Below are 23,181 nucleotides of genomic sequence, written 5' to 3'. Positions count from 1 at the left end.
CTCGACGAAATCGATTAATCCGAAGCTGCAAGATCATCCCTATGATTTTGCAGCTTTTTTATTGCAAGTCCTGCCGATATAGACGACAGTCTACTTAGACCCCGGCTCCAAAGCTGCAGGGAACAGGATACTATTACCAGTAATTAATCCGCCCTCCAGAGCATCGTGCCCCAAGCACCCGGCAGTCGCGCAGAAGGCTCGGTAGTAGCGCAGAAGGAAAGACAATGACTCAGCAGGGAACTCTGTCACAGCAGGTAGAGGCATACCACAACTGGAAAAAAGAGCTAATCCGACAGATTGGCCGCTACCGGTTATGGCTGCAGGACAACAATCTGTTTTCGGACGACGTAAGCACCCGAATACGTCACGGACTCGAATTGCTGGTTGAAGACGAACTGACCATTGCCTTTGTGGGCGAGTACTCCCGGGGCAAAACCGAACTGATCAACGCCCTGTTCTTTTCCGAGTATGGCCAGCGCATGCTGCCGTCACAGGCCGGACGCACCACCATGTGCCCGACCGAGCTGTTCTTCGATCGCAGCGCCAACCAGAACTACCTCCTGCTGTTACCGATAGAAACCCGCACCGGCGAGCTGTCCCTGCAGCAGCTGCGCAAGCAGCCTGAGCGTTGGGTCAAGCACGAGCTCGACGAACGCGACCCCGAAGTCATGCGCGAGGTGCTGGCGGAGGTGGCGCGGGTCAAGAGCGTACGGCCAGAAGAAGCCCGTCGCCTGGGCTTCGACGATGACATGCTGGAGCATGACCGCAATAATCCGGGCCAGGTGCTGGTACCCGCCTGGCGCAACGCACAGATCAGCATTCGCCATCCACTTTTCGAGCGCGGCTTGCGCATTCTCGACACACCGGGGCTCAATGCCCTGGGCTCTGAGCCTGAGCTGACCATTAGCATGCTGCCTCGGGCCCACGCTGTCATTTTTGTCCTGAGTGCCGACACCGGCGTGACCGCCAGCGACCTGACCATCTGGAAAGAGCACATCGACACCGAGCACGCCGACCACCGGGCCGGACGCTTTGCGGTACTGAACAAAATCGACGTACTCTGGGACGACCTGCAGGGTGAGAAGCACACCCAGGACGCCATTGAGCGGGTGCGCGAATATACCGCCGACCATTTGGGCATCCGCCAGCACGATGTCATCCCACTGTCCGCCAAGCAGGGCCTGGTCAGCCGGGTCCGCCAGGATGAGGCACTGTTTGAACGATCCAACATCGGGCAGCTGGAGCAACTGATCATCCAGCGCATCCTGATGCACAAGGAGCAGTTGATTACCCAGAGTCTGATCAATGATCTGCTGGGCATGCTGCAAAACAGTCAGGCCGCAATGCAAACCCGACTGGATTCACTGCAGGAAGAACTGGCGGCCTGCTCCGGCACCACCATGGACAAGGCGGCACTGGCCCGACTCGCCGACCGGGCCCAGAAAGACTACGACTTCTACTACAAGAAGCTGATCACCCTTCGCTCCAGCCGGCGGCTGATGGACTCCCAGGGGGGCATGCTGAAACAGCTGGTAGCCGAGAAGCGTTTTGAAGATCACGCCGAGCGGATTCGTCAGTCCATGTCGAAAAGCTGGACCACGGCTGGCATGAATCGGGCCATGGACCAGTTCTTTGAGTTGCTCGAAGGTGATCTGACCAACCTGATGAGCGAGGGGCGTCTGGCGGAGAAAATGGTCGGCGCCATCTACCGGCGCTACAACGAGGACACCAGGGCCCGTCACCTGGAGCCCATTCCGCTGCGGGCAGGGCGGCATGTCATTGCCGTACGGGAACTGCGCAAGAAAGCACGACGGTTTCGGATCAGTCCCAAGAACCTGCTGACCGAACAGTCCTTGCTGGTCCGCCGCTTCTTCAATGTCATTGTGGGTGAAGCCCGCACCCTGAATGCCCGCGTCCGCACCGACGTTGATCGCTGGCCTCGGGAGGCACTGCTACCGATCATGCAATACTCCATGGAACAGAAGCAGCTACTGGAGCATCAGATCCGACGCCTGCGGGACATGGTGCGCAGTGACCGCGATGGCCGTGCCGAGCGGGAACGTCTGCACAACACCATTTCCGACCTCACCCGGCAGCTGGAATTGGCTGACGCCATGCAACGCCAGATCCGCAAACCGGCCCCGACCCTGATCCAGCAAAAAGTCGTCAACATCTCCGGGGCATTCTAAGCCCCGTCACACGCACTCGCCATCGGTTGCAGCCATGACGGCCCGGCTTTAAACTGCTGGGCCGGTAATGGCTTTGTCATTGCTGTTCCAGATACTTACAGACCGAACCAGGAACCTGTCGCGCCAATGCCCGATTCCCTGCCTGCGGATTCTGTCGGAGTTGTTGCCCCGCAGACTCTTCATTTCGACACGCCCATCGAGCTGGCCTGTGGCCAGGCCCTGAACAGCTACGACCTGGTGATTGAAACCTACGGTCAGCTGAACGCCGATGCCAGCAACGCCGTGCTTATCTGTCACGCCCTGAGCGGTCATCACCACGCCGCCGGCTACCACAGTACAGACGAGCGCAAGCCCGGCTGGTGGGATAGCTGCATCGGCCCCGGCAAGCCCATCGACACTAATCGCTTTTTCGTGGTGAGCCTGAACAACCTGGGCGGCTGCCACGGCAGCACAGGGCCCAATAGCACCAATCCGGCCACCGGCAAGCCCTACGGCCCGGATTTCCCCGTTATTACCGTCGGCGACTGGGTGAAGAGCCAGGCCCTGCTGGCGGATAGGCTGGGCATTCAATGCTGGGCCGCGGTGGTGGGCGGATCGCTCGGAGGCATGCAGGCGCTGCAATGGAGCCTGGATTATCCGGAGCGACTGAAGCATTCGGTGGTGATCGCCTCCACGCCCCGACTGACGGCCCAGAACATCGCCTTCAACGAAGTGGCCAGGCAGGCCATTACCTCGGACCGGGAATTCCATGACGGCCGCTACTACGATTTCGACGTGGTACCCCGGCGCGGCCTGATGCTGGCACGCATGGTCGGCCACATCACCTACCTGTCCGATGCCTCCATGGGCGAGAAGTTTGGTCGCGAGCTACGGGACCAGGCCTACAAATTCGGCTACGACGCCGAATTTCAGGTGGAAAGTTATCTGCGTTACCAGGCGAGCGGTTTTCCGAATCCTTCGACGCCAACACCTATTTGCTGATGACCAAGGCGCTGGATTATTTCGACCCCGCCTACGATTATGGCGGCGACCTGGCCCGGGCGCTGGCTGAGGCCCGGTGTGAATTCCTGGTGCTGTCGTTCAGTACCGACTGGCGCTTCACCCCGGCCCGATCGGAGGAGTTGGTCAACGCCATGATTGCGGCCCGGCGAAAAGTCAGCTATTCCGAGATAGACGCACCCTGGGGCCATGACGCATTTCTGATCCCGACGCCCCGCTACACCGACGTTTTCACCGCCTACATGGACCGCGTAGCCAGGGAGGTGGGCCAATGAGACCGGATCTAGAAATCATCCAGCAATGGATCCAACCCGGCCATCACGTGCTGGACCTGGGTTGTGGTGACGGCACCCTGCTCGACTACCTGCAACGGGAGCGTGGTGCCAGTGGCTTTGGCCTGGAGATCAACCCCGAGCACATCACCACATGTATGAGCCGCGGGGTGCCAGTCATCGAGCAAAACCTCGACACCCAGGGCCTGGGTAACTTCGACGATGGCAGTTTCGATACCGTGCTCATGACCCAGGCATTGCAGGCGGTTCGCCGCCCGGACCGGGTGCTGGACGAAATGTTGCGGGTCGGCCGCGATGGCATCGTCACCTTTCCCAACTTTGCCCATTGGCGCTTGCGTTGGGGATTGGCGTTGAGCGGTCGTATGCCCGAATCCGAAGCTCTACCGTATAAATGGTACAACACCCCCAACATCCGGTTGTGCACCTTCAAGGATTTTGAAGCTCTATGCCGCCAGAAGGGCATTCGCATCAAAAGCCGACGGGTGGTCGACGGCCAGCACCAGAATAGCTGGCTGGCCCGGTTGTGGCCCAACCTGCTTGGGGAAATTGCCATCTATCGCATTACACGGGAGAACGAACAATGAGACTCGCAAAGCGTCTTTACCTGTATGCCCTGTCCACTCTGGTGGCGCTGACGTTTGCCATGCAGGTACACGCCGCCGGCAATCAGGATTTCGGTGACATCCAGGTGCACTGGAGCGTCCTGCCCAGCACCTTCCTTTCCCCGGAAGTGGCCAAGGCTAACAATCTGCAGCGCAGCAAGGGCATAGGAATCATCAACATTGCGATCATGAAGGAAAACGACGACGGAACCATGTCGCCGATGGGCGGACAGGTTGAGGGCAAGGTTTCCAACGACATCCAGCAGGTGCGGTTCCTGGCGTTTCGAAGGGTGCAGGAAGGCGACGCGGTGTACTTCATCGCCGAGTACCAGTATAGCTCCGGGGAACTGATGACGTTTAATGTCACGGCGCGCCCTACCGGCGAACAGCGAGACCTGCCGGTCCGGTTTGCCCACACACTGTTCAGTGACTGAGTACGCCATGACTGACAAAATCGTGATTGCCAGCAACAACAAGGGCAAGATCGCAGAACTGACCGATCTGCTCGGCCCCCTGGGCATGACACCAGTGGCCCAGGGTGAGCTGGGTGTCGGTGAAGCCGAAGAACCGGCCGTGACCTTTGTGGAAAACGCCATCCTCAAGGCCCGGCACGCCTCACGGATAACGGGCCTTCCAGCACTGGCCGACGACAGCGGGTTGGCGGTGGACTGCCTGAATGGGCAACCGGGTGTGCGTTCGGCCCGCTACGCCGGCGATAATGCCAGCGACCAGGACAACGTCGACGCGCTGTTGGCTGCCATGGCTTCGGTACCCGAGGGCCAGCGTGGCGCCCAGTTCCACTGCGTATTGGTGTTTTTGCGGCACGCTGACGACCCCACGCCGGTGGTCTGTCACGGCCGGTGGCCCGGGGCCATCCTGTCCGCTCCCGCCGGTGACGGTGGCTTCGGGTACGACCCGGTGTTCTGGGTCGGCGAGCATCAGTGCAGTGCCGCCGAACTGACCCGTGCTGAAAAGAGCCGCATCAGTCACCGGGGTCGCGCCCTGGCGCAACTGACGCAACAGCTGAAGGCGGGAGCGTGACTCTGTGACCGCCCCTGCGCCGGTGGCGGTCGCGCCACCGCTGAGTCTGTACCTGCACATGCCCTGGTGCGTGCGCAAATGCCCCTACTGTGATTTCAATTCCCACGCAGTCAAGCACGAAATCCCGGAAGCGGCGTACCTGAAGGCCCTGCTGGAGGATCTGGACCAGGACCTTGGCTTCGCCTCCGGCCGGGAAATCCAGACCATATTTATCGGTGGTGGTACGCCCTCGCTGATGACCGGTGAGTTCTACCACACTCTGTTCCGGGAACTGCGCGCTCGGCTGAACCTGGCGCCAGATGCCGAAATCACCCTCGAGGCCAATCCGGGCACCCTGGAGGAAGGCCGCTTTGAGGCCTTCCGAAGCGCCGGCATCAATCGCCTGTCCATTGGCGTGCAAAGCTTCAATGGCGCCCACCTGCAGGCACTGGGCCGGATCCACGATAGCCATGCTGCGCACCGGGCCATCGACGCGGCGCGCCAGGCCGGCTTCGACAACTTCAACGTCGACCTGATGCACGGATTGCCGGACCAGACCCCGGCCGACGCCATTGCCGATCTCCAGGCCGCACTCAGTCACAACCCGGCACACCTGTCCTGGTATCAGCTGACGCTGGAACCAAACACCGAGTTCTACAGTCGCCCGCCCCGGTTGCCCGACGATGACCGGCTGTGGGAAATCTACCGTCGGGGTGGCGATTTCCTGCGCCAACAGGGATTCCGAGATTACGAGGTATCGGCCTGGAGCCGCCCGGGACAGGCATCGCGCCACAACCTGAACTACTGGACCTTTGGTGACTATTTGGCACTGGGAGCCGGTGCCCACGGCAAAATCAGCCTCGCCGACGGCAGTATCCGACGCTACTGGAAAACCCGGCAACCGGAAGCCTACCTGAACCGGATCGGCAGCCGGACGGCGGGCACAGAGACCATTGAAGTCGAGGACTTGCCGCTGGAGTTCCTGATGAACGCACTGCGGCTGACGGAAGGGGTGGAGGAAACACTGTTTACCGAGCGTACGGGTTTACCCCTGTCCTCAGTTGCGGTAAAACTTGAACAGTTGCGTGACGAAAAACTGCTGGAGCGGCATCGCCTACAGGCCAGTGACCTGGGCCAGCGATACCTGAACAGCTTGTTGGAGCGATTTCTGTAATGGACTGGATGAAAGAACTCGCAGCGCTACCCAAGACTCTGCGGGCAACGCTGATCGCCGCTCTGGTGCTGCTTGTAGCCCTGATTCTGGTCAACCAGCCACTGCAGACCGGCTCGGCGCCCCAGGGTATTGTCAGCTTCCAGATGGCAGGAACCGCGGATCAGGCCCATGCCATTCTCCGCAGCTGGCGCTCTGGCGGTGAACTGTGGGCCCATATATCGTTGTGGCTCGACTTCCTATTCATCCCCGCCTACGTGCTGGCTCTGATCCAGCTGACTCGGCACTTCACCCGGGATCGTCCGGGAGTCCGCGAGCGCATGGTGGCGCGCTGGATCCGTGCCCTGTTCGTGGCGGCCGGCCTCAGTGACATCACCGAGAACATACTGCTTCTGAACAACTTCAATCCGCCAACCGACGTTGTTAGCCTGTCCGCCACTATCTGCGCTCTGATCAAGTACACCGGGCTGACCCTGGGCATTGCCGGCCTGGTCATTGTTCGGGCATCACGCCGTCACCCGCTCGCTCACGGCTGACGGCGATCCACTGCCCGCGCTATCTATCGGCTTCCCGAATCAGTTAGTGCGGTGAAACAGTAGATCCAGACGCCGTGGCCGAGTCGTTCACCACGCTTTTCGAACTTGGTGATGGGCCGATCGTCCGGACGCGGTGAGAAGGCACCGTTGTCCTGGGTGTTGGCAAACCCTTCTGATTCGCTCATCACTTCCATCATGTGCTCGGAGTAGTTCTCCCAATCCGTCGCCAGGTGAAGAATACCGCCCACCCGCAACTTGTGCCGGATGCGCTGCACAAACTCGTGCTGGATCAGGCGACGCTTGTGATGCTTCTTCTTGTGCCAGGGATCGGGGAAAAACACCATCACCCGATCCAGACAGGCGTCCGGAAGGCACAGGTCGATGACGTCGTTGGCGTCGATGCTGTAAACCCGGACATTCTCCAGACCACGATCTTCCACTTCCTTGAGCAAGGCGCCAACACCTGGCAGGTGCACTTCGACACCAATGAAATCCTGCTCCGGCGCGGCTTCGGCCATATCCGCCAGCGACCCGCCCATGCCAAAACCGATCTCCAGGTTCAGCATGGCTTCGCGGCCGAACACTTCCCGTGGGTCAATCATACCGTCCTCGCGAGTCAGGCCGTACTTCGGCCAGCTGCGTTCATAGGCTTTCTTCTGGCCCTCGGTCATCCGGCCTTGGCGCAGCACAAAGCTGCGAATGCCTCGACGGGTGGTTACCGGCGACTCGGGAGCTGCTTCCTTCGGCTCATGCGGGTCTTTCTGGTCGGTCATCTGAAGTCCTCAACCGCAGGCTGCGGGTCTGATTAAACGGAATTTTGGCGACAGTTTACCAGAGTCCCGGTGGTCAGGGGATCAGGGGTCACGACGACACCAGGGCATTTTGTCCGTGTTGGCGGTCAAGCTGGCGATAGCCAGCGCCTCAACCAGGTGGCTGTGTGCCAGATCACTGACCCCGTCCAGATCCGCGAGGGTGCGGGCGACCCTCAATATCCGGTGCAGGGCCCGCGCAGACAGCCCCAGCTTTTCCAAGGCACCGGTGAGCAAGCGCTCGCCGTCGGCATCCAGGCGACAGGCCTCTTGCAAGGCGCGGCCGCTCAAAGTCGAGTTCAGTTGTTTGCGCTTTGCCTGTTGCTCACGCGCCTGTGCAACCCGACTCCGGACCACGGCACTGGATTCGCCACCCTCCGCATGCCCCATCAAGATGTCACCACTCTGAACCGGCACCTCCACATGCAAGTCGAACCGGTCCAGCAACGGCCCGGAAATCTTCGACCGGTAGCGCAGCACCTGTTGCGGGGTGCACTGGCATTCGATGGTCGGATGACCACTGAAGCCACAGGGGCACGGGTTCATGGCGCCCACCACCTGAAACCGGGCCGGGAACCGCACCTGGCGAGCCGCCCGGCTGATCGCGATTTCCCCGGTTTCCATGGGTTCCCGCAGCACCTCCAAGACCCGGCGCTCAAACTCCGGTAACTCGTCCAGAAACAATACGCCCCGATGCGCCAGGGAGATTTCACCAGGCGCGGGCTGCTGCCGCCACCGACCATGGCAATTGCCGAGGCGGTGTGATGAGGCGCTCTAAATGGCGGGCTGTGCCAGTCGTTTGTGGCCAGGGCCAGACCGGCAACCGAATGAACACTGGCAACTTCCATCGCGGCGTCATCCTCCAGATCCGGCAGAATGCCCGGCAGGCGGCTGGCCAGCATACTTTTGCCGGTGCCCGGCGGACCGAAAAACAGCAGGTTGTGATTGCCGGCCGCGGCCACCTCCAGCGCTCGCCGTGGCACGGCCTGGCCACAGACATCGGCCAGGTCCGGGAGTTCGCGACCGGACTCCAATGCCGGTGTGCGAGCCACCCTGGCCACCGGTACCAGCCGCGCGCGGGCCGCCAGATGTTCAACTACCGCCAACAGGTGCCCGGCCGCCAGGACCTCGCCTTGACTGGCCAGGGCCGCTTCTGCGGCATTGGCCTGGGGCACCAAAAGCGCCCGGCCATCAGCCGGGCCGCCAGCACCGATGGCAAGACACCATTCAGCGGACGAAGCGCTCCGTCCAGGGACAACTCTCCCACGAATTCGTGGGGCGTCAGGCTATCGGCGGGAATCTGACCCGAGGCGGCGAGAATGCCGAGGGCAATGGGCAGGTCGAAGCGACCACCCTCTTTCGGTAGATCAGCAGGAGCCAGGTTTATAGTGATACGGCGGGCGGGGAATTCGAAACCGGCATTCAGCAAGGCGCTACGAACGCGCTCACGACTCTCCCGGACGCCGGTTTCAGGCAGCCCGACGATTGAGAGTGCAGGCAAGCCACCGGAGAGATGGACTTCAACGGTTACCGCAGGCGCGGCAACCCCCACGCTGGCGCGTGAATGGACAATGGCAAGCATGACAACCTTCCCTGGTTAACATTAATACAACCGGCCCGAACTCCTTTCGGGCCGTTGCCGGGTTATTGCTCTTGCAGCTTTTGCTCGAGAGCGGCAACCCGGTGTTCCAGTGCGTCGACCTTTTCACGGGTCTTCATCAACACCGCCTGCTGGGCGTCGAATTCTTCACGGGTTACCAGTTCCAGCCGGGACAGCACCGACATCACTGTCGCCCGGGCCTGGGTTTCGAAATCCTCACGGGCAGCTCGCGCCATATCCGGAACGAATTGACCAAACTGGCCCTGCAATTGGGCGAAAATATCCTGCGGACCTTTCACGCATCACCTCTACTGATTGGATTATGGCCGGTTTTACGATCAGACACGGCGCCTGTACCGGTACGCGGGAGTGTATCACACCGCGCCCCCTGCCATACTGTAGCCGGTCGACAGTATAATGACTGGCGCTGCCCCGTTGAGTCGCTCTAATTTGGCCCATTACGGGGCGCAACGCCCGATTTTGGTGCACAGTTTTGCGCCAATCTGGGACAGTCGTTCGCTAGGCGACTGTTTTAAAAGATTTTTTTTGCGTTGGCACACCCGATGCTAAAGCTCTCGTACGCAATCCGCACAATTGGTGTGCGAGGTGGCAGCATTCCGAACCCAGCCGCTGGCCCAGAAGCCTTTGAAGTTGGGACGGCTTTACCAAGGAGAAAGCAATGAAACTTGTGACAGCGATCATCAAGCCTTTCAAGTTGGATGATGTCCGTGAGGCACTATCCGAGATTGGCGTGCAAGGCGTAACCGTCACTGAAGTCAAAGGCTTCGGTCGACAGAAAGGCCACACCGAACTTTACCGTGGCGCAGAGTACGTAGTGGATTTCCTACCCAAAGTTAAGGTGGAAGTTGCCATTGGCGACAACCTGCTTGACCAGGTTATTGAGTCCATCACCAAGGCAGCCAACACCGGCAAGATCGGTGACGGCAAGATCTTCGTGACTGAACTGGAGCAAGCCATCCGGATCCGGACTGGCGAAACCGGCGAAGAAGCGGTCTGATCCAGATCTAAGAAAAAAGACTTAGCCAGCGCAAAAAAACTTATAACCTGAAAAGCCTCGTGCGGAGGGCTTCAAATGGAAAGCAATCTTTTTCACCTGCAGTACGCAATGGATACCTTTTATTTCCTGGTGTGCGGCGCATTAGTAATGTGGATGGCCGCGGGCTTCGCCATGCTGGAAGCCGGCCTGGTACGCTCCAAGAACACCACGGAAATTCTGACCAAGAACGTGGCACTGTTTGCCATCTCTTGCATCATGTACCTGGTGTGCGGTTACGCCATCATGTACGGCGGTAACATCTTCCTGTCCGGCATCGCGACGTAGATACCGCAGCCGTTCTGGGCGACTTCGCCGGCCGTGAAGACGGCTTCGAGGGTGGCTCCATCTACTCCGGCGCTTCTGACTTCTTCTTCCAGGTGGTGTTCGTCGCTACCGCCATGTCCATCGTCTCCGGTGCCGTGGCTGAGCGGATGAAGCTCTGGGCCTTCCTGATCTTCGCGGTTGTCATGACCGGCTTCATCTACCCGATGGAAGGTGCATGGACCTGGGGCGGCGCGTCTGTCTTCGGCATGTACTCCCTGGGCGACCTTGGCTTCAGCGACTTTGCCGGCTCCGGTATCGTTCACATGGCTGGTGCGGCCGCGGCTCTGGCGGGTGTCATCCTGCTGGGTGCCCGTAAAGGCAAGTACGGTGCAAACGGCGAAATCCGTGCCTTCCCGGGTGCCAACCTGCCGCTGGCTACTCTCGGCACCTTCATCCTGTGGATGGGCTGGTTCGGCTTCAACGGCGGTTCGGTACTGAAGCTGGGCGATATTGCCAGCGCCAACTCCGTCGCCATGGTGTTCCTGAACACCAACACCGCCGCTGCCGGTGGCGCAGTTGCCGCCCTGATCACCGCTCGCCTGATGTTCGGCAAGGCCGACCTGACCATGCTGTTGAACGGTGCCCTGGCTGGCCTGGTGGTGATCACTGCTGAGCCTTCCACTCCGAGTGCCCTGACCGCTACCCTGTTCGGTGCCTTCGGCGGTGTGCTTGTAGTACTGAGCATCGTCACCATGGACAAGCTGCGTATCGACGATCCGGTCGGTGCCATCTCGGTCCACGGTGTCTGCGGTCTGCTGGGTCTGCTGCTGGTTCCGGTCACCAACGGTGGCGCAAGCTTCAGCGGCCAGATCATCGGCGCAATCACCATCTTCGCCTGGGTCTTCGTTGCCAGCCTGGTAGTCTGGGGCATCCTGAAAGCGTGATGGGCCTGCGGGTCAGCGAAGAAGACGAGTACGAAGGTGTGGATCTGTCCGAGTGTGGCATGGAAGCCTATCCGGAATTCGTGAGCGCCAAGTAAAAAGCGTTTACTGGATCCCAACAAAAAAGGCGCCCTCCGGGGCGCCTTTTTTCATGGTCAGACTTCAATGCGCTGGCTGGGTCAAATACGACTGGTACTCAGCCTTCTGCAAATACAAACGCAATTCCAGCACAGCCTCTAGCTCAGACTCAAAAGGCCCCTCTATTGAACTCTCGGGTTTCAAAGAAATACTCACCGTTTACCGAACTCAAGCGCTCTGACCGGAACCAGTTTTTCTCAGACTCCCCTTGTCGCACCGCCATGATTCCCTCTCCTGACGTGGTTCCCTATCTCCGATCGTTTCTCACTGCTTCATCAGTCTAGTCAATCCAACCGGCGCCGTAGAGATCGTCTTGATCAAAGCAACGGGCTGCTCATAGCCCGGAGGAATGACAGCCTCTGAAACAGGTCTCGTTTGAATACAGATTCAGGTGCGGACGACGAATCAGCCCTCGCCCGGGATAACATGATCCTCCAGTTCATCCACCATGAACTGAGGCATCGCAAGGGCACCATGGTGAGTGCCTGGATTGTAGTAACGAGTAACAAACGGACGGTTCTCGGCATCTTCTTCACGGAAATAGCGTACCGGCTTGTCCTTGCCCGCCATAGTGCAGCTCCACCAACCCGTGGGGTAAACCGGTTGCGGAAATGGCAGGGTCTGGACGTGATCAAATCCGGCCTTGCGCATGTCCTCGTGGATCGACTTGATGATGGTGCCGGTGTGCAGCAGCGGAGACTCGCTTTGCTGCACGATCAAACCGCCTTCGCGCAGCGCCAGCATGGCATCGCGATAGAAATCCAGGGCGAACAGGCCTTCGGCCGGACCGACCGGATCGGTGCTGTCGATGATGATCAAATCGAGCTATTGGCTCAATGTCGCGAATCCACTGGATGCCATCGCCGAAGAAGAAATTGGCCCGGGGATCGCCGTTGGATTCACACAGCTCCGGGAAGTACTTTTCCGAAACCCGGGTGACCCGCTCATCAATCTCCACCTGCCAGGCCTCTTCCACACCCGGGTGCTTGAGCACTTCTTTCAGGGTGCCACAGTCGCCACCACCGATGATGACCACCTTACGCGGGTCTTTGTGGGTGAACAGAGCCGGGTGGGTCATCATCTCGTGGTACAGGAAGTTGTCGCGGCTGGTCAGCATCACGCAACCATCCAGCACCATCAGGTTGCCGAAGGTTTCGGTTTCATAGATTTCCAGCTTCTGAAACGGCGTCTGTTCCTCATGCACCTTCTTTTTCACCTGCAGGGAAAACGCCGTCCCATGATCCTGGAATATTTCCGTAAACCAACCTTCGTTCAATGCCGTCATCGTACTTCTCCTGCTGTGGTCCATGAGCCGGGTTAAAGGGCGTATTGTAGGCATGCCACCCCGGTAGCTAAAGCTTTAATCGCCGAACTTGTCGTGTAGTTTCCACACCCGGTTCTTTTAGCCGGCGAGCGGAATCCATACAATGGCGACCATACAGTCGGCCGCGTCTGCCCCTATCTCGCCGGCCCCGGTTTTCTGACAGGATAGCAAGCATGAGCGAATCCAGCGGCACCACTGCCCACAAGGTCTACAACATTGCCCATTGGAGCGATGGCTACATCGGTGTGAATGAGCAGGGCCAGGTGCTGATCCGGCCGGATCGGGGCCACAGTCCGGCCCGCATCAACCTGCCAGACCTGACTCAGTCCCTGCTACAGTCCGGAATCCAGCTGCCGGTGCTCATCCGCTTCACCGACATCCTGCACGATCGGGTCAACAAACTGTGCGGCGCCTTCAACAAGGTGGCCGGCGACCAGAGCTATCAAGGCCAGTACACTGCGGTCTATCCGATCAAGGTCAACCAACAGCGCCGGGTGGTGGAAGAGCTTTTGTCGGCCGAACCCGCCGCCAGCCAGGGCCAGATCGGCCTGGAGGCTGGCAGCAAGCCCGAGCTGATGGCCGTCCTGGCCATGTCCCGGCAGCCCGGCTCGGTCATTGTCTGCAATGGCTACAAGGACCGGGAATACATCCGCCTGGCACTGATCGGCCAGAAATTGGGCCACCGGGTATTTATCGTGGTGGAAAAACAGTCAGAACTGCCGCTGATTCTGGACGAGGCGCGGGATCTGGGCGTGTCACCACTGATCGGTGTGCGCGCCCGCCTGGCCACCATTGGCAAGGGCAACTGGCAGAATACCGGCGGCGAGAAATCCAAGTTCGGGCTGTCCGCCAGCCAGGTTCTGGATGTGGTCAACACCCTGCGCCAGGCCGGTGCCCTGGACACCCTGCAGCTGCTGCACTTTCACCTGGCTCACAGATTGCCAACATCCGCGACATCCAGACCGGCCTGCGGGAATGCGCACGCTTCTACAGCGAGTTGCGCCAACTGGGCGCGCCTATCGACACCGTGGATATTGGCGGCGGCCTGGGCGTGGACTACGAGGCACCCGTTCCCGCAGCAGCTGCTCAATGAACTACAGCGTGCACGAGTACGCCTACAACGTGATTCATGTTCTGCAGACCGAATGCGACCGCTACGGCATCCCGCACCCGCACCTGATCAGCGAATCCGGCCGGGCCCTGACCGCGCACCACTCAGTGCTGGTCACCAACGTGATTGACCGGGAAGTACCCCAGGACCGCACCCCCGAGCAGCCGTTACCAGAGGCACCGGGACCGCTTCATGATCTATGGCGGGACCTGCTCAGCCTGGAGGATTCCGACACGCCGCGTTCGCTGGCCGAAATCTACCACGACGTGCTCCACGCCATGGCCGACGTCCATGGTCAGTTCGCCCACGGTGTGCTGTCGCTACCAGAACGGGCCGACGCCGAAACCCTATATACGCGCTGCTGCCGGCTGCTGCGCAACCAGCTGAATTCGGCTAATCGGGCGCACCGGGAGATCATTGACGAACTGAATGAGAAACTGGCCGAAAAACTGTTTGTGAACTTCTCCCTGTTCCAGTCGCTGCCGGATGTTTGGGGTATCGACCAGATCTTCCCGGTGATGCCCATCAACGGTCTGAATCGGCCAATGACTCGCCGGGCGGTAATCCAGGACATCACCTGCGATTCCGATGGCCGTATTGATCAGTACGTGGACGGCCAGGGTACTGAAACCACCCTGCCACTGCCGGAAGAAAACCCGAGCGAGCCGCTGTTGATGGGTTTCTTCATGACCGGGGCTTACCAGGAAATTCTCGGCGACATGCACAATCTGTTCGGTGACACCCACTCGGTAGACGTCCAGCTGAATCCGGAAGGCGGCTTCAGCATTGGCCAGCCAATCACCGGGGATACGGTTTCCAAGGTGCTGCGCTACGTTAACTTCGAGCCCGAGGACCTGCTCAAAACTTACCAGCAGAAATTCGACGCCAGTGATCTGCCCGACTCCCAGCGGCTGCAATTGCTGGCGGAGCTGACCGCAGGCCTGGAAGGCTACACCTACCTGGAAGAATGAATCTGGCGCTTCTGCGGAGGCGCCAAATGCCCACCTCAGCCATCAATCTTTTTTGTATCTGCACTGATCCAGAGTCAGATCCGGCCCGTAAATTCCATGACTGACAAACCTGGGACGAGTGCATAGAATGATGGCTAGAACAAGTTCAAATCATGTAACTGTCAAGGAGCGTCCAGTGAGCACACTGGAGCAAAAGCCGGCCAGCTCTGAAGGAAGGAAAGATCCTTGGAGCCAGCTGCTGCAGAAAGTGGGCAAGGATCAAGATCGTGCGGCTTACCACGCACTCTTCGAGCACTTTGGTCCGCAGATTAAGTATTACGCCATGGCGAACGGACTGGCGAGCCACGCGGAAGAGCTGGTTCAGGAAGTCTTTGTCTCCATCTGGCGTCGCTCGTGTCTCTATGACTGGCGCAAGGCCGCAGCGTCGACGTGGATCTTCACCATCGCCCGGAACCAGCGCATTGACATGCTGCGCAAGATGCAGCGCACCAGTGCGGAAATGCCGGTCGAAACCGAGGATCTCTGGCAAATCCCTGGCGACAATGAGAACGAGCCGGTCACATCTTTGCATCGTCTAATGTCAGAGCGGCGCATTCGGGAGTCGCTGACGCATTTACCCGAAGAACAGACTACCGTGATTGCCAAGGTATACATGGAACACAAGTCGCACCAGATGGTCGCGAATGAGTTGAACATTCCCCTTGGCACAGTGAAAAGCCGGGTCCGCCTGGCATTGAACAAATTGAAAGTGATTTTGCAGGATCAAAACGTATGACACGTCATCATCCCGACAGTCTGAGCTTGATGGAATACAGCGCAGGCAATCTGAGCGAGCCACATGCCTTATGCATTAGGCTGCATCTGGACGAATGTCCGCATTGCCGCAGTCGTGTCGATACGCTCGACAGTCTGGGTGCGGTGATGATGGAGCAACAGCCGAAGGTAACTGTCTCCGAAAACATGTTCGACAATATTCTTTCGGCGATCGACAGTGAGCCGGTCAGAGCATCAGACTTTGCACCAGCCCCTCGCATGGGTGTGCTGCAGAAGCTCTTGGGCGACGACATCAACAGATTGCCGTGGAAGCGGCAGTTGGGCGATGTCAGCGTGCTGGACATTACCGATCGCTTCCCTGGCCAGTCCGAACAGGTTGTACTTCAGAAACTGGCCGCAGGCGGCAAGGCTCCGGCCCATACCCATCGGGGCGAAGAAACGACAATCGTCTTGCAGGGCGCGTTTGCCGACCAGAAAGGCGTATTCAATCAGTGGGACTTTGTTGTGCTGAATGATCAGGACGAACATAAGCCGGTTGCCGTCGGCTGTGAAGATTGCATCACGCTTTCGGTATTGAGTGCACCGGTAAAACTGACCGGCACCTTTACCCGGATGCTAAACCCGTTCATTCGCTGAGCGGGCTAAGGCTGATAAAAAGGGCGATCATTGATCGCCCTTTTTTGTGGCCGTTACCACCTACCAGGGCAGTTCCGAACCATCCCAACTGAGGAAGCGGCCGTTGTCATCACTGGTCACGTCGCCAATAACCTTGAGGAGATTCTCCGCAGTCTGTGCTGGCGTGTGTACCTTCAATTGCGCCAGCGACTGACGGAACGGCTCACTGAGCGCCGATTCCGTGGTGCCCGGGTGCAGCGCCACACAGGCTACCGGCCTACAACGCGAGGTAATTCCACTGACAGTCCGCGTACCAGCATATTCAGGGCCGCCTTGGAGCTGCGATAGGCGTACCAGCCACCCAGCGGTTGTCGGTAATGGAACCGACTTTCGCCGAAATAGCCGCGATCCGTTTCAGCTCCTTGTGCCTGAGCCAGGGAATCAGCGCCTGCACCAGCATGCCAAATCCGGTGACATTGACTGCAAAAGCCTGGTTCATGGCATCGGCAGACAAGTCCTCCAGGCGTTTCTCCGGGAATACCGTGTCTGAGTGCAGCAAACCCGCCGCGTAGATCAGGGTGTCAATGCCCTCCCGGGCCGGAAAGACTAACTCCAGGGCATCGGTCACCGACGCCAGAGAACTGCTGTCACCTGCATCCCAGGGCACCAACGTGACCCGATCGGAGCTGCGCAACGTTTCGGGCGCCCGATCCGGGTCTCGGCACAGACCCACCACCCGGCTGTCCGGGTACTCGGCCAGAATGGCCTCTGCCAACGCGGCGCCGATGGCTCCCGACGCTCCGGCTATCAGCACTCGTTTCATTGTGATTCTCCCACTGGTGTAAACACTTCAACGCCCCGGCTGTTCCTTAAGCCGCGCGCTCAAATTCTGCAGGAAATACGAACAGTTTGATGGCTGGACTGCTGGCGCCTGTGAACCGAGATATTAAAACGGGCGTATGAATCAACTGTTCCGATCAAATACAACCCGACACCACAAGATCACGCGCCACCGGCTCGGGGTCTCAAGATAAAGAAGCACATTGAGGAGAGTACTCCATGCAATACCAGGCTCCCGCGAACGATCTTCGCTTTCTGTTGTTTGATGTATTGGGTGCAGACCGGCTCCACGAGCTGGAAAAATACGCTGACGCCACTCCCGACCTGATTTCTGCGGTTATTGACGAAGCCGGTAAGCTGGCGGCGGAAGTGATTCAGCCCACCAACCAGATTGGCGATCGCGAAGGCTGCAGCTACGACCCCGAGACCCATGCGGTGACCACGCCCGCAGGATTCAAGGAAGCCTATAAGAAATTTGTCGAAGGTGGCTGGACTGCCCTGGACGCACCGCTGGAATTCGGTGGTCAGGGACTTCCGCACACTCTAAAATTTGTCGTCGATGAGATGGTGTGCTCCACCAACCTCTCGCTGGGCATGTACCCGGGCCTAACCCACGGTGCCATCAGTGCCCTGCACGCCCACGGCTCTGAAGAACTGAAAAAGGTTTACCTGGAGAAACTCATCTCCGGCCAGTGGACCGGCACCATGTGCCTGACCGAGCCCCAGTGCGGTACTGACCTGGGCCTGATCCGCTCCCGCGCGACACCGAACGACGACGGCAGCTATGCCATCGAAGGCACCAAGATCTGGATCACCGGTGGTGAGCACGACCTGGTAGACAACATTGTCCACCTGGTACTGGCCAAGTTGCCCGGTGCGCCCGACACCACCAAGGGCATCTCCCTGTTCGTGGTACCCAAGGTCCTGCCGGACACCGGCGAACGTAACCCGGCGTTCTGTGGCGGCCTGGAACACAAGATGGGCATCAAGGGTTCCGCCACCTGCGTGATGAATTTTGAAGGCGCCAAAGGCTGGCTGGTGGGCGAGCCCAACGACGGCATGCGTGCCATGTTCACCATGATGAACGAAGCCCGCCTGATGGTTGGCATGCAGGGTCTGGGCCTGGCCGAAATGGCTTACCAGGAGAGCCTGGGCTTTGCCCGCGAGCGTCTGCAGAGCCGTTCCCTGAGTGGCCCCAAGAACCCGGACGGTCCGGCCGACCCGATCATCGTGCATCCCGACGTGCGTCGTATGCTGATGCGCCAGAAAGTGTTGAACGAAGGCATGCGTGCCCTGGCCCTGTTTACCGGGCACCACCTGGATCTGTCAGTGGCCCACACCGATGAAGCCGTGCGTGAATCGTCAGACGATCTGGTGCAGCTGCTGACGCCGGTGGTCAAGGCCTTCCTGACCGATGAGGGTTTCAACAATGCCAACACTGGTCTGCAGGTACTGGGCGGTTCCGGTTTCACCACCGACTGGCCGCTGGAGCAGCTGGTTCGTGATGGCCGCATCGCCCGGATCTACGAGGGTACCAACGGCATTCAGGCCATGGACCTGGTCGGCCGCAAGCTGAGCCTGAAGGGCGGACAACTGGTCCGTAGCCTGTTTGGTGTGCTCACCGGTTACCTCAAGGACAACCCGGATGCGCCCCATCGTGAAGAACTGAAAGATGCCATCAAGTGTCTTGAGGAAGCCACCATGTGGTTGGCAAGCAATGCCCCGAGCGATCCGGAACAGGCCGCTCCGCCGCCACCCCGTATCTGCGCCTGATGGCCCTGACGGTGATTGGCTATCTCTGGTCGCGCATGGCCGGTGTTGCCGGTCAGCAATTGGAGGCCGATGGCGCCAACAAGCCACTGTTGGAGAGCAAGCAGGTGTCTGCCCGCTTCTACTTTGAGAAACTTCTGCCGGAAATCCACTGGCTGCTGGGCGACATCAAGACTGGCAAAGACAGCCTGATGGCGTTCAACGACGACCACTGGGCCGCTTAAGGTCAGAACCGGTCAGGGCCAAACGGCCCTGACCTTCCCTCACTCTTTCAACACCCTGCAACACCCGGCATCGTCCGAGCACTGCAACACCTGCGGTTTGACCCGGCTCTGGGTTACAATTGCGCTCTTTGATTCTGTCCGGTCCCACACCGGACCCGACCGGAGGCCGCATGAACGCCGACGATTATGCCTTTCGCTTTGGTGGTATTGAACGACTCTATGGGCGCCGCGCCCTGGAAGCCTTTCGATCCACCCACATTGCCATTGTCGGACTGGGGGGCGTGGGCTCCTGGGCCGCCGAATCGCTCGCCCGTAGTGGCATCGGCACCATCACCCTGATCGACATGGACGACATTTGCGTGTCCAACACCAATCGCCAGCTTCATGCCCTGGAGCAGCAGTACGGTCGTACCAAGACCGATGCCATGGCGGACCGCCTGCGGGCAATCAATCCACAGGCTGATATCCGGGTGCATTTCGGCTTCCTGACCACCAAGAACGTCGCTGAACTGATCACCCCGGAGATGACCGGCGTGGTCGATGCTATCGACAGCGTCAAAGCCAAGGCCGCGCTGATCGCTCACTGCCAGCGCCGCAAGCTTCCTTTAGTCTGCGCTGGTGGTGCCGGTGGTCAGCTGGACCCGACCCAGATCCAGGTCGCGGATTTGAGCAAGACCACCCAAGATCCGCTGCTGGCCAAGGTGCGAAACCTGTTACGCCGGGAGTACGGTTTCTCGCGCAATCCAAAACGCCGTTTTGGTATTGAAGCCGTATACTCGCTGGAGCAACTGACATATCCTGCCGGAGACGGCGAAGTGTGCTTGCAGAAACCGGCAACCGATGGCCCGGTGCGACTAGATTGCGCTTCCGGTTTCGGCGCGGCAAGCCCGGTCACCGCCAGTTTTGGCTTCTTTGCGGCGTCCCGGCTGCTGAACCGGATCGCCAGACGCGCCAACCAATAACCCTAAGGATTTGCCCTCATTATGCCCATTAGCACGGTCCTGCTGCTTGCCAGCATCGGCGTTCTCTCCTTGTTCTGCCAATGGCTGGCCTGGCGGGTCAGGATGCCGGCAATCCTGTTTCTGCTCGCCGGCGGCCTGGCGGCCGGTCCGTTCTTCGGCTTCCTGGTACCAGAAGCGGTATTCGGTGAGCTGCTGTTCCCGGTCATTTCCCTGGCGGTCGCCATTATCCTGTTCGAAGGCAGCCTGACCCTGCGCCTGGCCGAAATTCGCGGCCACGGCAAAATGGTGCGCAACCTGATTCCGGTTGGCTCCATCGTCACCTGTATCATCGGCACCTTGTCAGTACGCTGGCTGCTGGATGTGTCATGGCCGGTGGCACTGCTGTTCGGCGCCATTTCCATCGTTACCGGCCCCACGGTCATCGCACCGCTGCTGCGCTCGGTCCGGCCGAAATCCAACCTGGCCAACATCCTGCGCTGGGAAGGCATCATCATCGATCCGGTCGGTGCCCTGCTGGCGGTCCTGGTGTTTGAGGGCATTGTGTCCTGGGGCCAGGGCAATGTCTTTGGTCACTCACTCTACATCTTCGGCAAGACCCTGATGGTGGGCTTCTTGATTGGCGCTGTGGCCGGTTACCTGAATGGTCTGGCACTGCGCAAGCACCTGATCCCGCAGTACCTGCACAACGCCGGCACCCTCACCTTCATGCTCGGCGTTTACGCCCTGTCCAACGAAATCGCGCACGAGTCCGGCCTGTTGACGGTCACCGTAATGGGTATCTGGATGGCCAACATGAAGCAGGTACCGATCGATAGCATTCTTGAATTCAAGGAGTCGCTCAGCGTTCTGCTGATTTCTGCCCTGTTTATCATTCTGGCTGCCCGCGTGGAGTTCAGCGCCATTGCCGAACTGGGCTGGGGTCTGGCCGTGGTACTGGCGATTCTGATGCTGGTAGCCCGGCCGCTAAGCATCTTCCTGTCGGCCATTGGCACCAAGCTGAACTGGCGGGAGAAACTGTTCCTGAGTTGGATTGCCCCGCGAGGCATTGTGGCGGCTGCGGTCTCGGCACTGTTTGCGTTCCAGCTACAGAAGCTGGGCTATGAGAGTGCCGGCACCCTGGTGCCGCTAGTGTTCATGCTGATCATTGCCACTGTGACACTGCAAAGCCTGACCGCTCGCCCGGTGGCAAAAATGCTGAAAGTGAACGAGCCGGCGGAGTACGGGTTCCTGTTGCTTGGCGCAAATCCGGTTGCCCGGATGATTGGCATGGCGCTGAAAAAATCTGAGGTCCCGGTCACCCTGGCGGACACCAACTGGGAGAACGTGCGCCAGGCCCGTATGGAAAATCTGCAAACCTATTTCGGCAACCCGGTGTCGGAGCATGCCTCCACTCACCTGGACCTGACCGGTATCGGCAACCTGCTGGTGATTTCGCCCTACAAGCACATGAACTCCCTGGCCACCTACCACTTCCTAGACTGGTTCGGGAAGCAGAGCGTGTTCAGTCTCGCGGAAGGCGATCAGGATCAGAAAGCGCGTCACCAGACCGCCGAGAAAATCCAGATGACCCGGGGTCTGTTCGGAGGCGTAAGCTACGCCAAGCTGGCCAGTCTGGCGAGCCAGGACTACACCGTGCGCACCACCCAGCTCAGCGACGAGTTCAGTTACGATGATTTCCTGAACAAGTTCCAGCGCCAGGCCCTGGTACTGTTCGTATTTGACAGCAAGGGCCACGTCATGCCGGTGATGGATATGGAGACGCTGAAACCTGAGAAAGACTGGATGCTGATCAGCCTGGTTCCCCCTCAGGCTCGGAAAGAACGCAGGGAGCGGGACGGACAGACAGACAACGGTGAAGACACGAGCAAGAGCTCAGACTCGGAAAAAGCGGGTAACCAAGGGGCGTAAACCACGCCCCTCAGCGGCAGTCCAGCACCAGCTTGCCACGCACGTGACCGCCTTCGAGCAGTTCATGGGCGTGGACAACCTGATCAAGGGGAAAGACCTGATCCAGGTGTACCCGGACATCGCCATCCTCGATCAGCTCGGCAATTTCATCCAGGTGGAAGACATCGGGACGCACGGTCATACCATGGGCACGCAAACCCATGTTCTCGGCGGCGCTGATGATCTCATCGGCGGTCACCGTCGGGATGGTCACCAGCACACCATGCTCACCCAGAGTATGCAGCGAGCGCTTGCCTTCCTCACCGCCCACCAGATCAAGCACAACATCAAGCCCGTAGCACTCTTCAGCTACATCGGTGGTGCGGTAATCAATGACTTCGTGCACACCCAGCTCGGCCAGGAAATCCCGGTTCGAGGCGGACGCGGTGGCCACCACATGGGCACCGCGCTCGAGCGCAAACTGAACAGCAAAATGCCCGACCCCACCGGCACCGGCGTGAATCAGGATTTTCTGCCCGGACTCCAGCTTGGCAACCTCGAACAGCGCCTGCCAGGCGGTCAGTGCTGCCAGCGGTAAGGCCCCCGCAGCCAGCAGATCCAATTCCTCCGGCACTATGGCAAACTCATCAGCCCCGGCCACCGCGTAATTCGCGTAACCACCACCGCCCTCTGGAAAGCCGATCATGCCCATCACCCGATCACCAGGCGCCAGTGTCGTCACGTCGTCGGCAACGGCGACTACTTCGCCGGCGACGTCGTAACCCGGGGTCCAGGGCAGACTGTTTTCAATCTGCCGGGCGGCGAAACCTAGCCCTTTCCGGGTTTTCCAGTCGATGGGGTTGAGACCGGCGCCATGGACGCGCACCAGCACCTGGCCCGCGCCGGGTTGTGGGATGTCCGACGTTTTCACCTGCAGGACATCGCGTTCGCCAAACCGGTCATAGCTGATATGACGCATGGTGGTTTCGGTGTTCGACTCTTCAGGATTTACCATGACGGTCTCCGGACAACGGCGGTAACGGAAAGCAGAGGTTTTTTTCAGACTAGCAGAAGATGTCACCTA

The 23,181-nt window shown here is 59.5% G+C and carries 18 protein-coding genes and 6 pseudogenes; 15 read left to right on the top strand and 9 right to left on the bottom strand.

The window, feature by feature from the left end; translation table 11 throughout:
• The first annotated feature begins 224 nt into the window (after positions 1–224).
• From AU14_RS11280 to AU14_RS11250, 7 genes and pseudogenes are all read left to right on the top strand, one after another.
• The gene (locus tag AU14_RS11280) at positions 225–2,189 is read left to right on the top strand and encodes a dynamin family protein (RefSeq protein ID WP_041340884.1); all 1,965 of its coding nucleotides are present in this window, start codon (positions 225–227) and stop codon (positions 2,187–2,189) included.
• A gap of 126 nt (positions 2,190–2,315) precedes the next feature.
• Positions 2,316–3,463 (top strand): annotated as a pseudogene (metX, locus tag AU14_RS11275) (homoserine O-succinyltransferase MetX).
• Positions 3,460–4,065, top strand: coding sequence for a methionine biosynthesis protein MetW (gene metW, locus AU14_RS11270; protein ID WP_041340881.1), 606 nt, complete (start codon positions 3,460–3,462; stop codon positions 4,063–4,065). The pseudogene metX and the gene metW overlap by 4 nt, the downstream one beginning before the upstream one ends.
• Positions 4,062–4,517, top strand: a complete 456-nt coding sequence (locus AU14_RS11265) for a DUF4426 domain-containing protein (protein ID WP_041340878.1) — start codon at positions 4,062–4,064, stop codon at positions 4,515–4,517. Before metW ends, AU14_RS11265 begins: the two co-directional genes overlap by 4 nt.
• Positions 4,518–4,524: 7 nt before the next feature.
• Positions 4,525–5,124: an RdgB/HAM1 family non-canonical purine NTP pyrophosphatase gene (gene rdgB / locus AU14_RS11260; protein ID WP_041340875.1), complete on the top strand. Its 600-nt coding sequence runs from the start codon at positions 4,525–4,527 to the stop codon at positions 5,122–5,124.
• A 4-nt stretch (positions 5,125–5,128) separates the two neighbouring features.
• A complete protein-coding gene (gene hemW, locus AU14_RS11255; RefSeq protein WP_041340872.1) occupies positions 5,129–6,277 on the top strand; it encodes a radical SAM family heme chaperone HemW in 1,149 nt (382 codons plus the stop codon).
• Positions 6,277–6,810, top strand: a complete 534-nt coding sequence (locus AU14_RS11250; RefSeq protein WP_052472029.1) for a hypothetical protein — start codon at positions 6,277–6,279, stop codon at positions 6,808–6,810. The genes hemW and AU14_RS11250 overlap by 1 nt, the downstream gene beginning before the upstream one ends.
• Positions 6,811–6,833: 23 nt before the next feature.
• Here the strand turns inward: AU14_RS11250 and trmB are convergent, their stop codons facing one another.
• The 3 genes and pseudogenes from trmB to AU14_RS11235 all read right to left on the bottom strand — a co-directional run bounded on the left by trmB (position 6,834) and on the right by AU14_RS11235 (position 9,518).
• Positions 6,834–7,583 carry a tRNA (guanosine(46)-N7)-methyltransferase TrmB gene (trmB, locus tag AU14_RS11245; RefSeq protein WP_052472028.1) on the bottom strand — a complete coding sequence of 250 codons (750 nt, stop codon included), beginning with the start codon at positions 7,581–7,583 and terminating at the stop codon, positions 6,834–6,836.
• A gap of 81 nt (positions 7,584–7,664) precedes the next feature.
• Positions 7,665–9,201, bottom strand: a pseudogene (locus AU14_RS11240) (YifB family Mg chelatase-like AAA ATPase).
• A 62-nt stretch (positions 9,202–9,263) separates the two neighbouring features.
• Complete coding sequence (locus AU14_RS11235) at positions 9,264–9,518, bottom strand: accessory factor UbiK family protein (RefSeq protein WP_041340869.1); 255 nt, start codon at positions 9,516–9,518, stop codon at positions 9,264–9,266.
• A 380-nt stretch (positions 9,519–9,898) separates the two neighbouring features.
• Between AU14_RS11235 and glnK the strand changes: the two genes are divergently transcribed.
• On the top strand, positions 9,899–10,237 hold the full coding sequence (gene glnK / locus AU14_RS11230; RefSeq protein WP_004578958.1) for a P-II family nitrogen regulator: 339 nt from the start codon (positions 9,899–9,901) through the stop codon (positions 10,235–10,237).
• Positions 10,238–10,312: 75 nt separating this feature from the next.
• A pseudogene (locus AU14_RS11225) lies at positions 10,313–11,579 on the top strand (ammonium transporter).
• 149 nt (positions 11,580–11,728) lie between these two features.
• Here the strand turns inward: AU14_RS11225 and AU14_RS23380 are convergent.
• The 3 genes and pseudogenes from AU14_RS23380 to speE form a co-directional block, all read right to left on the bottom strand.
• Complete coding sequence (locus AU14_RS23380) at positions 11,729–11,842, bottom strand: DUF6316 family protein (RefSeq protein WP_330217888.1); 114 nt, start codon at positions 11,840–11,842, stop codon at positions 11,729–11,731.
• Between the two features lie 182 nt (positions 11,843–12,024).
• Entirely contained in the window at positions 12,025–12,189 is a 165-nt protein-coding gene (locus AU14_RS21630; protein ID WP_236744666.1) for a hypothetical protein, read from the bottom strand.
• 42 nt (positions 12,190–12,231) lie between these two features.
• Positions 12,232–12,904: pseudogene (speE, locus tag AU14_RS11220) on the bottom strand (polyamine aminopropyltransferase); the annotation flags it as partial.
• Positions 12,905–13,116: 212 nt separating this feature from the next.
• Between speE and speA the strand changes: the two are divergent.
• The 3 genes and pseudogenes from speA (at position 13,117) to AU14_RS11205 (ending at position 16,435) form a co-directional block, all read left to right on the top strand.
• A pseudogene (gene speA / locus AU14_RS23880) lies at positions 13,117–15,025 on the top strand (biosynthetic arginine decarboxylase).
• Between the two features lie 175 nt (positions 15,026–15,200).
• Positions 15,201–15,800, top strand: a complete 600-nt coding sequence (locus tag AU14_RS11210) for a sigma-70 family RNA polymerase sigma factor (protein ID WP_041340867.1) — start codon at positions 15,201–15,203, stop codon at positions 15,798–15,800.
• The gene (locus AU14_RS11205) at positions 15,797–16,435 is read left to right on the top strand and encodes a ChrR family anti-sigma-E factor (protein ID WP_041340865.1); all 639 of its coding nucleotides are present in this window, start codon (positions 15,797–15,799) and stop codon (positions 16,433–16,435) included. The genes AU14_RS11210 and AU14_RS11205 overlap by 4 nt, the downstream gene beginning before the upstream one ends.
• Positions 16,436–16,495: 60 nt before the next feature.
• Here AU14_RS11205 and AU14_RS23375 read toward each other — a convergent pair whose 3' ends face one another.
• Positions 16,496–16,678, bottom strand: a complete 183-nt coding sequence (locus tag AU14_RS23375; RefSeq protein ID WP_330217887.1) for a Rossmann-fold NAD(P)-binding domain-containing protein — start codon at positions 16,676–16,678, stop codon at positions 16,496–16,498.
• A gap of 58 nt (positions 16,679–16,736) precedes the next feature.
• A complete protein-coding gene (locus tag AU14_RS11200) occupies positions 16,737–17,237 on the bottom strand; it encodes an SDR family NAD(P)-dependent oxidoreductase (protein ID WP_330217886.1) in 501 nt (166 codons plus the stop codon).
• A 236-nt stretch (positions 17,238–17,473) separates the two neighbouring features.
• On the opposite strand from AU14_RS11200, the pseudogene AU14_RS11195 reads away from it, so the two are divergent.
• The 3 genes and pseudogenes from AU14_RS11195 to AU14_RS11185 all read left to right on the top strand — a co-directional run bounded on the left by AU14_RS11195 (position 17,474) and on the right by AU14_RS11185 (position 22,118).
• Positions 17,474–19,248: pseudogene (locus AU14_RS11195) on the top strand (acyl-CoA dehydrogenase C-terminal domain-containing protein).
• A gap of 170 nt (positions 19,249–19,418) precedes the next feature.
• Entirely contained in the window at positions 19,419–20,210 is a 792-nt protein-coding gene (gene tcdA, locus AU14_RS11190; RefSeq protein ID WP_179944709.1) for a tRNA cyclic N6-threonylcarbamoyladenosine(37) synthase TcdA, read from the top strand.
• A gap of 21 nt (positions 20,211–20,231) precedes the next feature.
• Entirely contained in the window at positions 20,232–22,118 is a 1,887-nt protein-coding gene (locus AU14_RS11185) for a cation:proton antiporter (protein ID WP_041340862.1), read from the top strand.
• 10 nt (positions 22,119–22,128) lie between these two features.
• On the opposite strand, the gene AU14_RS11180 is transcribed toward AU14_RS11185, so the two are convergent.
• Positions 22,129–23,112, bottom strand: a complete 984-nt coding sequence (locus tag AU14_RS11180) for an NADP-dependent oxidoreductase (RefSeq protein ID WP_041340859.1) — start codon at positions 23,110–23,112, stop codon at positions 22,129–22,131.
• Positions 23,113–23,181: the final 69 nt, after the last annotated feature.

It is taken from the genome of Marinobacter similis, from assembly GCF_000830985.1.
Lineage (GTDB): Bacteria > Pseudomonadota > Gammaproteobacteria > Pseudomonadales > Oleiphilaceae > Marinobacter > Marinobacter similis.
Note: the sequence above shows the minus strand (reverse complement) of the source record. Positions and strands in the feature narration are given on the sequence as shown.